Here is an 11793-nt window from a genome sequence, read left to right on the forward strand (position 1 = left end):
CTTAATAGCTTAATAGCTTAATAGCTTAATAGCTTAATAGCTTAATAGCTTAATAGCTTAATAGCTTAATAGCTTAATAGCTTAATAGCTTAATAGCTTAATAGCTTAATAGCTTAATAGCTTAATAGCTTAATAGCTTAATAGCTTAATAGCTTAATAGCTTAATAGCTTAATAGCTTAATAGCTTAATAGCTTAATAGCTATGATGACAACCCTTTATTTAAAAAAAAGCTATTTTTTCGCACCTTATAAAATCCCAGATAGCATATTGTCGGTTAATTGAATTTCTCTAATGGCTAATAATATATTATTAGATCATCTATGGTGAAAAACATTCAAATATTAACGGAGAGCTAAAATAGATTGTAAAAACAACAATGTCAATTAATTTTAGCATTAAAGACATAAAAAGAGGCATGGCTTAAATCAAAGCAAGTTTAAACGAATGTATTTAAAATACCACTATTTTGCATGATAAATGCAAAATAATAACGCTTAAAATAATCCGACTCGTATTCGGTTAAATCATTTATTTAAGAATTTTGTCATGCCAATTTTCTATAATCGATAATTTAATTGGTTTACAACAGAGTTTATTACCAGGTTAAAAACGTTATTAAAGCCAGTTACTTGGGTAAATAGATTGTCTGATTAATCTATTCACATTCTTATTTATCATCTTCTACAAATAGCTTTATGATGGGCAAGTTTCAGGCTATTATTAAAATCATTATTTTAATTATTGGTTCTCACTGGTATAAAGTTTTAACACTCTTTTTTACCACTTTTAACCTCTGATTTCTGTTAAATTTAATTATCATGGAATATCGTATTTTGCGTTTAACCCGCGTTTAATCATACCTGCTTTTTATCTTTACTGATTATAATAATCACTTATTCGATTGATTATTTATTCTTTTTTATCCACGATTCCCAAACGAGCATTAACACTGACTCTGTAGCGGTTTTTTCAGGCCATTTTTTGCTTTAATAATCAAAGGATTGAGCGATTGACTTCCCCGAACAACAAACGAACCACCATACTGTGAGACCTGTTGAAAATACTGAAAAGCGATATAACCCGCCTCCGCCAAGAGTAAATGGTCACGTAAAGTTTCTGAGGCGGGCAGGTAAGTGCGCTCAGAGGCAGTATCTGCCGTGATGGTCATCTCGATGGGGGCCAGAGTGAATAAAGACATCGTCATATGGCATTCAACCTCGGCTAACGAAGGGCTGAACCGATAGGCAAACGTCTTCGCTAACGGACATACGTCACGTGCGGGGGTCCACTAAAGCATTTGGGAGGGTTTAAATTTCCCGCCAAGCTTGCAGCCGAAACTCATACCCGCAGTCCTGACAACGAATTTTCGGATTATCCGGGCAGACGACGATAAATCCCACGGCATCCACATTCGAAGACTGACAGCAAAGACAATGAACCCCCTGTCTTCCAAGGGTAAATCCAGCCATATACCGTGGGTACGGCGTAATAGGCTGATCACCGAGTTCATCCAACAGCGGTTGCAGCCGTTTACGGTAGAAATTAAATACCTCTATCTTTCTGAGCTTACCGATCGCCGAAGCATGTGTAGGCCGCCACTGTACCCACAATAAAACCAGCGTGGCATACAACCGATAATAATATCGCCTTTGCAAATTATAAAATAATGAGCCCACGCTGGCAGCGAACGTCTTATCGCAGAACTGACAGTAATATTCATCCCGATGAGCGGTTGTCACATGCCGGTTCCCGCACCGGGGACATTCATACACCCCACCCAACGTCGGATTTTGCTCATCCAGACGATCAGCTAATGCCCGGAGTACCGGCTCTCTTTGCCAGACACATCTCAAATGCTGGTATTGCGCTTGCGTGGTATGCGCAAACAAGCGCCGGAACCAGTCCGGCTCAGACACCTGGTCGTTCGGTGTTTTCTCGGCAAACGGATCAACCCCCTTAGGTATATCAGGATACATTACAAACTGATGCTGGCACGCCTCACAGTGAACCATGGGATTGCCCGCCGGCATTTCCTCGACGTAGTTCAGCCGCGATGATTGACACGCCGGACAGTGTATCCCTTGTTGACCCGGCGAAAATCCCAGCAGATAACGGGGATACGGTGTCACCGGACGGCCACTCGTCAACACCAGAACCGGTGCCAATCGTTGGCGATAACGTTCCCACGTAGACTTTTTATGACAGTGGCTTATGCGTATAGCGTTTTCAATACACCAGCAGCCCCATAGCGTGACCAGGACTGCATATAGACGAACATGCAGGTGATGATCGATCAGATGAAATGGCGTATCGAAATAGTCAGCGTGGTCACACTGGCAGGAATGACAATAGTACACCTGATGTGTATGTTTCGTCGGTTTTACGGCCTGCTTTTCCTGGCTGCCTCTGAGATGATATTTATCGAGTTCCGCGACCCGTTCACGCAACACCGGCTCACGCTGCCAGATTTGACATACCAGGGCATATTCCTTTGCATCCAGATGAGAGAAAGCGCGCGGATACCAGTCAGGCAACGACAAAACGTCAACAACATTGTTCATAGATAAAAAAATCCTTATAGTTCATTGGGGTGACTAAAATTAACAAGAGGATGGGTGAGCAGTGCATAACGATTGAGTAATTGATTAAAACGGGTGTCAATTTGCTGACACAATGCCGGGGAGACCGTACCACTTTTTTGTTGTTCGGCCAGTTGGCGCAGCAACTCTTCCAAGGGCGGTGTACTGAGCAACGGCTGCCGGATGCCAAACACCATCGATTTCAGTTCAGAACCGGTGAGATAACGACCACGTTTTTCATCCAAAGCGTCGAGTCGTTCAGCCAGTTGTTGCAGACGTAATTTCGCCAGATGGTAATTTTCCAGCGCCTGCATCGGTAATGCATTGGCTTCACGCTGATGTAACCACCCATTGTCCATCTCCTGCACCGTTTGGCTGGCCGGCCATAATGTTCGCAGTTGGTGTAATAGCTGCGCCCCATACGTCAATCGCCACAACACAGGCAAGCCATCCAAACTTGCCAGTTGCGCCCGACTGGCCGCCAGCGTTTCCTCCTGCAACTGATTCAACAACACTGCGTTGTCCGGGTGGCGTAACTCGGCAAGTTGTGCGGGGAGCAAGGTCCGCGGCAAAGGCTGCGTGGTTACTTGCAATGCCTGTGCCAGCGGCGGCGCCTGTCGCATACCTTTTACCCACCCAATACCGGTCACTGTCAGTGCGCATAACACGACACCCGCCACAAAACCGTGCCCGACTTTCCAACGAGAGGAGGTTAAAGCCCGGACCACTTTAATCTGCGGTTGTACGGACGACATGGTTTCCTGTGCCACATACATCAGTTGTGGCTGAGATTGTTCCGCGGACACCAAAATAGTCGTGTCCTCAATAGACGATACAGAGGCAGGAGATAGGGATACAGCCCCCTTTTCCTGTTCCAGACTCTCCAATCGCCGCGCACTGTTGTGAAACTGTACCCGGAGGTTGTCGAGTTTGCTCACATGTTTCAGTTCCAGACGTTGAAGGACTTCGCACAGATGCGCCAGCACCTTTTCCGTGCGATAAATTAGCGGCAGGTCGATATAAGAGAAAACACAGGTCCGCAATACCTGTTGCAGACGGACAACCAACCAGGCAAATATCTCAACCCGCACATGAGTCGGTTGAGGCCAGAATTGTGACCACTGATGGCTCACTAACCCATCAATCAGTGCCAATCCTTCATCAATACCGGCTAATCCGGCACGCTGTGCGCGGGCCAATGTGTACCAGGCCGCACTTTGCAGCTCTACGCCATTTAAGCGAAATAATGTCAGACACAGCTGCTCAACCCTGGCCCAGTCAACATCTGGCCGGGCCGGATGGCTCAGTTTGCTCATTTCTTCTTTCAATGCACTAAATTCAGGCAGTGCACGCGGGTCATCCCCCGTATGTACGGTGTAACCGGATGAGATTGCGGCCATAACATGTAGCCTCTGTTGCGTGATTAATACAGGCCAGAAAGGCAAACCCAAATAGCCTGATGAAACAAAAAATTAATCTATACGCCCTTGCTGGCGTAAATGGCGGATCAAGACTTGCCCTTCCGGCACAAACTCCGTGCTAAAACGCACCAGTCCCACGCCTTTCAATTCCGCCTTGATGTCATAACGCAGATGTGCCGGTTCAAGCTGCGGCAGTAATGTCACCCGGACCTGCTTCAAACGCGGTTCATAAGTCAATAGCGTATGTTCGATAGTCGTGATCAAACGCTGTGATGATGCCGGTAACGCTTGCAGGATAGTGTTGAGATCAGGCAGGCCGTAATCCGGTAAATGGGCGAGCGAACCCGCACGGCTGTTGAGGATGCGTTGCATATTGTTCAACACCGATAAAATCACCTGATCCCGCGGGCTGATCTGATCGATATCCAGCCCCCCGTTAAAGTGACGTGTCAACATTTCGTAAAGTGAAGGTCTCAACTGTTTCATCGGTTACTCCTTCATCGAATCCAGTGTCAATGTGCCGTTACCCAATTCGATAGTGCGCGGTTTATCTGCCGCCAGTTCATCACGCCTGATCACCCGTCGCCAATCATTATTAGTCACATCCGGTGTATGGAACATGCCCACCACTGCTACAAACCGCGCCGCTTTTTCCATCGGCATATCCAGCGCCACACTGCCCCCCGGCGCCACTCGGATATCCCGCTGGGCCAGTCTGTCCGCCTTGAGTGCCTCATTGTCACCACTCAACAGATCGGCGTAACTGGCGTGTTCAAAGGCTTTATTGTCTTTCAGCTGATAGACACGCACCACTGTACTGAGCGGGGTTTGCGCATCATTGGTGTTGAGCGCACTGCGGGCATTAAAATCCAGATGCAGTGTCTTCACCTGCTTATAGAAAATGGATTGAGTCATGGCGACCGTGCCGTCGGTTATCGTCTGTGTCAGACCGCACCCCGCTAACCCTGCGGCCGCCAGCCACACCATGCTCCCCATCAGGACCGATTTAAAATTGATAACCGCCATTTTCGGCCTCCCGATATTGATAATCAGACAATAACCCTTGATAGTGACCCAGATTGATCGTCACCCAACCTGAAACAGCCTGTCCGCCCGGTTTTAACCCCAGTACACCCGTGCGCCCTAACCGAACACGCTGTTTTCCCAACTGAGCCGGCGGCAATAGCCGTTTAGGTAACGTAAGATGCAATCGCACACCGCAACGCCAGCCCAGATAAACCCGCAATAGCACCAACAGATCGGTATGCAGTTCTCTCTGCGGTAACCAACCCTGAGCCTCTTCAGCATCATCAGTATAAAGCGCCAGTACCATCTGACTGTTAACATCCGTCCCCATCTTCCCCAACACCGGACGTTGAGAGAGCTGAACCGGAAGGTGACGGTTCAAACGAGCCGGTTGCGTCAGCCGCACCCGCCGGCGATCATGCGGAGTAACTTTCGCCTGCGTCAACGGCGCCAACAGCCTGACCAACTCAATCACCCCTTCGGCGGTCCGGGTTGGCAACCGCATGGTGCCGAGCAGGGCAAGAAAGCGAGAAACCGGTGTCGCAACCTGTTGCTGACTCCCCGGTATGCCTAAGCCAATCAGCCCAAGCAAGCACTGTGATGTCTCATCTTTTCCCCCGGGCTGATAAGTGGCCGGATAGGAATATTTACGCCAGATGCGGTAATACTGGGTCATCATCCGATGATTAAAAATATCCAAAAAGTCTGTCACACCTTCATAGCCTTCACACCGCAGGACAATATCGTCCAGATAAACCGTCGGGAGCGGTGAATCCACACCGTACAGGCCCAGAAACGTAGTACGCACTGTCGGGGGCTGCTCCCGTTGTGTCTCATCCCATTCTGCATTTCTCAGTTCGCTGGCGGGAAAATCCGTCCCGGGATGAGGTCGGAAACGTATCGGATCATCATCAGGGGAAAGGGTACTGCCCAGAGGCGGACGCTCATCCCGCCGACTTTCCAGCAACTGGCAAAAACGATAAAAGTTAAAACCAGAAATGTCTGGCGCCAGTTGTTGGACTAACCGGGAATACGCGGATTGTGATTTTCTTTCCATCGCAAACATGTCTCCGAAGGTTGCAGGATCAGGGTCAACTGGTTAAACAGATGAATATCGCTATACAGCGAAAAGAAACGGTTCAGCATCTCACCGAACAAAAAAATATCGCCCTCGCCGGAGAAACCGCTACGGTTAAGGACAATCTCAATATCAACCCCCCGGAGCAAAAAGCCTTTCTCAAAACGCTGGATCACGCTGTGTTTCACCCCGACAATGGCATCCAGACGACGGCAGTTCATCTCGTCATGAGTCCAGTTATAAAGCCCCAGCGTACCGCGCAGCACCTCCGGGTTATCCATCATGCTAAGAAAGTTGGAGCCGAGATGACTGAGTATCCGCCAGTGGAAACGGTCATTCGCCGGGGGATAACAAGGCAGCGTGGGTGAGCAGAGGTTTCTCACCCGCAGTTTGCCACCGGTAGATCGCAAGGTCTGTTCGAGTTGCGCATCACGCAATGCCTGACGGGGTAACTGGCCGTTGGTGCCCGTGATACGCAGCGATAACGTTTCATCATTAATCTCTGGGTCATTTTCAAACGATTCACCGCCGAGGATCAGCCAGGTATCATGCAAACCAGAAGGACTCGCACTGACACGCGTGTGATAGTAACGTTCCGGCGCTGTGCTACGCATGATACCCCCCCGATGGCGAAAGCTACTGAACGGCACAAAACGTTGGGCTTCACCCCGCCCGGAAGAGAGCACATCATCCACTGAGTAAATTTCGGTGTGACCATCCTGAATGCGCATCGGACGCAGTAAATACTCATGTTGCAGCCGCGAAATGGACATCGGATCGGCCTCGACATTAAACAGGTTGATCACCGGGACACAATGCAACCGGATATTCTCCGCCGAAAAGGGCAACTCAAACGGCCACAGTTCACTCAGTACGATATCCAGTTCAAACCACGGGGTACCGGCAGGAATATGCAATGTTTCTAGTCCATTGAGGGCCACAAACATAAATTTTTCACGGAAAGTAAAATATTCCATCAACAATTGATAACCACTGAACGCATTTTCCCCTTTGGGCCATAGCACATCGTCGTTATCAAACCCCATCGGTGAGAAAAAGCCCTCAAAATAGCGACGCTCCATCCCGGACAAACGTACATACATGTGCTGAGTTTGCCGGGTCAGCGCCAGATGCAGTGCAAAACTCACCGGACTGCCCGCTTTGAGGTACAAGGGCAGTCGCGTCAAATCAACTTTATTCCAATCCGCCAGTTGACCGCAGTCAAAACGCAAACGGATCACTGAACGTCCATCGATTTCATTTTGCAGCGTGGCCGAAGTGATGTGCAGCGGCGTGATGCACATATCACGGGTAGTACGGTAGTAGCATCGTGTCTGACTCGGTCCCACAGGCTGCGATACCACCTCAAACCCTTTGGCGATACTCTCACTGCTTTGCAAATCCTGATAATCCGGTGCCAGTTCCACAATGGAAAGTGAGGGAATAGTGCGCATATAATGCGGCCACAACAGGCTGACCAGCCCTTCCGTCAACTCCGGCAAACTGTCGTCGAGTTTCTGACGCATCCGGCCCATCAGGAAAGAGAAGCCTTCGAGTAACCGCTCCACATAGGGATCGAGATCCCGTTCGTCATCCAGATTAAGCATTGCGGCCCGATCCGGATGCGCTGATGCAAACTCTTTACCTGCCTCACGCAGATAGCGCATTTCCGCCTCGTAATAGCGGAGAATTAAATCATCCATCGCATTGTTCTCTTGATTGTTACAAAAATTCGGAGGAAGGGAACCTATACCCGTAAAATCAGCCACATAGCACAACCGCTCGGACCGGATCAATCGCCACCAAGCCCGCGAACAGCGTCTCCATGCGTTGGGCCATCCGCACCTTATCATGCTCACTGCGCTGGGCTTTCATCCGCAGCAACTTCAGCAGGCACGCTTTCACCTCAAACATCAGTTCCGGCTCCCATTCATCAAGACGGAGTGGCTCATCGGCATTCAGCTCGGTCAACAGATGCAGAGCGATTTCATTTTTGCCGTACTGCTCCGCCACGCGTGCCATCAACAGACGCCGTAGCCAACGGTGACGTGCCCCATTGATGCCCGGCAGTTGCCCCAACCACGACAACGCGGCATCAATGCCTTCACTGTCCGCCAGTTGCAGCGCTTCCGGCTCCAAAGCTAAAACGTCATCATCGCGCCGAGATTGAGCCGGCGAATGAGCAAACGACCAGTCCTCCTTAACATCATGAATCTGTTGAATTATCCAGCCGGAAGTCACTTCATCGGCAAAAGGGCTCCCATCGTCATATGCCAGGTTTTCCAACCCCGACAGCCGTTCAAGCAATATTCTCAGGTCCTGTTTAATGATCTCTCCCCAACCTTCATAGTCGCCACCTAGCTGATTCAAGGCCTGACAGAGATACCACTGTAAATCGAGCCAAAAATGATTAACCCCTTCCGCAAACATCCGCTCGGCCTGCTCCAACAGTTCATGCCAGCTTTGTTGCCGGTAGAGCCGTTTTAACAAGGCCCGGTATTCCTTACGGGGCGATAGCAGACGGGTACGCCCATCGCCATCCCGTGGCGGTAACTGATGCATGGTATCCCAGCGCACACTGCGCATCAGCCGAGCGGAAGAGAGCCAGCCCTGAGGCTGTTCACGCAGATAGCGCGCTAGTTCACGCGTCCGTTCCAGCAAGTCACGCCCGGATTGCACCGGATTCCATACCGGCGATTCCCTCGGGGTCGAGGTGGACGGGTTGCCTTGCATCAACGGTAACGGTGTCTGAGCGGTCATTTGCGGTACCGCTGCCATCCCCCCCGACTGCGCCAGCCGGGTTTCCAATATGCCCGCCAATCCGGTCAGCGAGGGACGAGCATCCTCATCCCAGGTAGCAAATACCTGTTCCAGTAACGCCAGCGACGCCAGAATGTGTTCGAAATCAATCCGATTGACTTCAGGATAAAGCGACAGACTGTCCTGAATTTTGGTTCCCATCAGCCATTCCAGCGCGACTTTACGACTACCGGCCCGACAAGGTAGCAACGCTTCACCAAAACGTTCGACCAATGCAGCCAACAACGCCAGCCCTTCTGCCAAACCACGTTCGCCCTCCTGATGCAGACGCGCCCACACGTAATAAGTCGCCACGCGGACATCTTTACATTCAGTGGTCAGCAGTTTTTGCGCCAGTTTACAGATAAGGGCGGTATCAATACCGCTGAGTTTATTGACCTCCTCCCGCATACGTTGAAAATCGTCGTTATAGGCCAGATCATCACCCGTGGGCGCTTCTGGACTGATGGGGAATAACCAGTTTTCCCACAATGCCGTACTTTCTCGCGCTTCGGCCAGCACCTCTCGCCCAGCAAAGTAGTTTGTTATCAGTTGTTGCAGCATGGTTTATTCCTCTTTCACACTGAATATCTGGGTCGGCAACCGGAACCCTTTCAGGGCCAGCAACGCCAGCGGACCTTTCCCGACTTCGGTACGTAATACCCAGGTCAGCGGCAATCCGTCCGGCGCAGTCAACGTCAGCCGGTAACGACTGCCGTCCAGCGCGGTCACCTTCGCCTGCGCTAACCACCGCATTAATCCCCACGTCCCCGGATAATCGCCAAACACTCTCGCCCCGGTGTTCACACTCGTCCACGTCAGCACCACGCCGGGGTTATCACTGTCCCCCGGCCAACGTAAACGCTGCCAGCTCTCCATCTGGTTAAAGTAACGCAACCTTTGCCCGTCTATCGTCAGGTCCGTTTCCGCCACATCACGCACCGGTTTCGCCCGCAGTTCAAACCGTATTCCCTCGCTGCCGTTAGCAAACAGCACATCCGATAACTGACTCAGTTGATTTATCGCCGTCAAAAACGCCGGGTTAATATGCAGCCCCTGACTGTTCACTTCATCCACCCCCCAGTGCCGGCCTTCTTTATGCAGCACCCCGCCYAACTGACTGTGCAGAAACTGTTCTATTCGTCCGCTATCCGCCYGAATAAACTGCCCCAGCATCGGCAACGAGGCTTCRTTTGGTTCCTCRACAAACGGGTAACGTCCATCAAAGGCAGCCTGCCAGTCCGCCACCACCGCCGACTGCCATTGCGCATTCAGACTGGCCGCCGCCGGCTGTAACACCGTCTGCCACGCCCCGGTTAACGGTTGTACAAACACCGTCTGACCAAACCCGTTCCATTCCGCCCCCAGACTGGCGGCTATCAAACTGCCATAGGTCCGCGTGTCGGTYAGCTCCWCGCTTTTCCCCTGAAACACACTCTGTGCCAGGGCTTCCATCACYGCCGGRGGGTCATCGGTATTCGCCAGTTGTTGCAGCACCAGACGCACCCGGGTTACCCGCGTCAGGAAGGTTTGCAGACTGAGTGACGGGTCCGCCGTCATCCCGTTWTCCGCCGGGCTTTTGCCCATCAGCGCTAATAACGGGCCAAACGCGTTATCCAGTGGCCCCGATGGCATGCGGGGCGAGTCAATCGCCGGCAGCTTACTTTTCTGGAACAGGTTTTGTGCCGATTTCACCGGCGAATCCGCTAACGCCGTCCCCTGCCGGCCGGTTTCGCCCTGATAAGCCAGCGTGTCCATCAGGGCAATCAACGGCGACTGACGCACATCCGCCATGACGGTTAACTGGTCAATGGTGTCGGCAAGGTTATGCACTTTATTCCAGCGCAAACTGTTGAGAAAGTTCAGCCACGCCCCGGCGAAATCGGTGAAATAACGTTCCGTCAATCGGGCTTTCAACTCCGCCGGTGAAACCGCCTTCAATACCGGCTGACGACCGTCACTGAGCACCCAGTCAATCTCCTCCTGCCGGGCAGCCACCACCTGCGCTATCGCTTTTTGTACCTGCCCCTCCCACGCCTGACGGGTAAACATCCCCGGCACCACCTTATCGGTGTTAAACAGACGGCTCGCATCAGTAACCCCGGTCATCTGCGCCAGCCTTAAATCTCCGTAACCGTGGGCCACCTGTTGCAATATTTTCTGGTACAGCACCGTTTCCGCCTGACGCTGCCCAAGCTGATTGAGCAATATCTGACGCACTTCACCGACCAACCCGTTATCCACGCTGATTTTCCACTCCGGGTGGCGCGGCAAATTCTCCGCATAAAAAGTCACTAATGCCTCACCGCTGTTTTGCCACAGGCCATCCGTCACCCCGGCCCGCCGCGGCCAGTTTTCCATCAACACCCGGCGCATAAAGGCCGCCTGGGCTTTTGCCGGCTGAGCCATCATCAGATACACTTTCAACTGGTTGTACGCCGAATTGATACGCTGATGACGCTGTGCACTGCCCGCCGGCAGATTCACCAGTTCGGTCAGACGCTGATGGAGCAACCGGGCAGCGGCATCACGTATCAGCTCGGCATTATTGCGTTGATACACCGGCCACATCACTTTCAGTAGGGCATCATTCTGATTGAGCCCAAAACGGCTGTACCACGGTGTCCCATGCGCTGACTGGTGCTGCAACCGGTCAATCTGCAATTGCAAGTCATGCTGACTGAGCAGACGGGCCGATAAAGCTTCCTGAGGGTCACCGGCCTCGCTGATTCGTTCACGACTGACCGCTATCTGATGACGGTTGGCAAAAAATGAAGTCACACTGCCCACGCCCCACAATGCCGCCAGCGCTATCACCCCCCACTGGGCGCTCTTCTCCCACGGGAAACCCACCGCCTGTCCCCGGATATCGCGCACCTGTTCCAGCAC

Annotated in this window: 9 protein-coding genes; all 9 read right to left on the minus strand. The window is 51.5% G+C overall.

Annotated features, from left to right (window positions below):
• Positions 1-944: 944 nt before the first annotated feature.
• The gene (locus D3222_RS22650) at positions 945-1205 is read right to left on the minus strand and encodes a hypothetical protein (RefSeq protein WP_118988128.1); all 261 of its coding nucleotides are present in this window, start codon (positions 1203-1205) and stop codon (positions 945-947) included.
• 103 nt (positions 1206-1308) lie between these two features.
• On the minus strand, positions 1309-2562 hold the full coding sequence (locus D3222_RS22655; RefSeq protein ID WP_118988129.1) for a hypothetical protein: 1254 nt from the start codon (positions 2560-2562) through the stop codon (positions 1309-1311).
• A 14-nt stretch (positions 2563-2576) separates the two neighbouring features.
• Positions 2577-3980 (minus strand): VasL domain-containing protein, encoded by a 1404-nt coding sequence (locus D3222_RS22660; protein WP_118988130.1) that lies wholly within the window; start codon positions 3978-3980, stop codon positions 2577-2579.
• 72 nt (positions 3981-4052) lie between these two features.
• On the minus strand, positions 4053-4487 hold the full coding sequence (gene tssE, locus D3222_RS22665) for a type VI secretion system baseplate subunit TssE (protein WP_118988131.1): 435 nt from the start codon (positions 4485-4487) through the stop codon (positions 4053-4055).
• A gap of 3 nt (positions 4488-4490) precedes the next feature.
• Positions 4491-5027, minus strand: coding sequence for a type VI secretion system lipoprotein TssJ (tssJ, locus tag D3222_RS22670; protein WP_118988132.1), 537 nt, complete (start codon positions 5025-5027; stop codon positions 4491-4493).
• A complete protein-coding gene (tssG, locus tag D3222_RS22675) occupies positions 5008-6084 on the minus strand; it encodes a type VI secretion system baseplate subunit TssG (protein WP_118988133.1) in 1077 nt (358 codons plus the stop codon). The genes tssJ and tssG overlap by 20 nt, the downstream gene beginning before the upstream one ends.
• Positions 6048-7808, minus strand: a complete 1761-nt coding sequence (gene tssF, locus D3222_RS22680; RefSeq protein ID WP_118988134.1) for a type VI secretion system baseplate subunit TssF — start codon at positions 7806-7808, stop codon at positions 6048-6050. Before tssF ends, tssG begins: the two co-directional genes overlap by 37 nt.
• 58 nt (positions 7809-7866) lie before the next feature.
• Positions 7867-9468, minus strand: a complete 1602-nt coding sequence (tssA, locus tag D3222_RS22685; RefSeq protein ID WP_118988135.1) for a type VI secretion system protein TssA — start codon at positions 9466-9468, stop codon at positions 7867-7869.
• A gap of 3 nt (positions 9469-9471) precedes the next feature.
• Positions 9472-11793, minus strand: a 2322-nt coding sequence (locus D3222_RS22690) for an ImcF-related family protein (RefSeq protein ID WP_118988136.1), incomplete at its 5' end; no start/stop codon positions are given.

Origin of the sequence: Photorhabdus sp. CRCIA-P01 (assembly GCF_003545805.1) — a bacterium.
In the GTDB taxonomy this organism is placed as follows: domain Bacteria; phylum Pseudomonadota; class Gammaproteobacteria; order Enterobacterales; family Enterobacteriaceae; genus Photorhabdus; species Photorhabdus antumapuensis.

Excerpts from the sequence above, each read along its gene's own strand:
- D3222_RS22650 (WP_118988128.1), bottom strand. The coding sequence starts at position 1,205 with ATGACGATGTCTTTATTCACTCTGGCCCCCATCGAGATGACCATCACG.
- D3222_RS22655 (WP_118988129.1), bottom strand. The coding sequence starts at position 2,562 with ATGAACAATGTTGTTGACGTTTTGTCGTTGCCTGACTGGTATCCGCGC.
- D3222_RS22660 (WP_118988130.1), bottom strand. The coding sequence starts at position 3,980 with ATGGCCGCAATCTCATCCGGTTACACCGTACATACGGGGGATGACCCG.
- tssE (WP_118988131.1), bottom strand. The coding sequence starts at position 4,487 with ATGAAACAGTTGAGACCTTCACTTTACGAAATGTTGACACGTCACTTT.
- tssJ (WP_118988132.1), bottom strand. The coding sequence starts at position 5,027 with ATGGCGGTTATCAATTTTAAATCGGTCCTGATGGGGAGCATGGTGTGG.
- tssG (WP_118988133.1), bottom strand. The coding sequence starts at position 6,084 with ATGGAAAGAAAATCACAATCCGCGTATTCCCGGTTAGTCCAACAACTG.
- tssF (WP_118988134.1), bottom strand. The coding sequence starts at position 7,808 with ATGGATGATTTAATTCTCCGCTATTACGAGGCGGAAATGCGCTATCTG.
- tssA (WP_118988135.1), bottom strand. The coding sequence starts at position 9,468 with ATGCTGCAACAACTGATAACAAACTACTTTGCTGGGCGAGAGGTGCTG.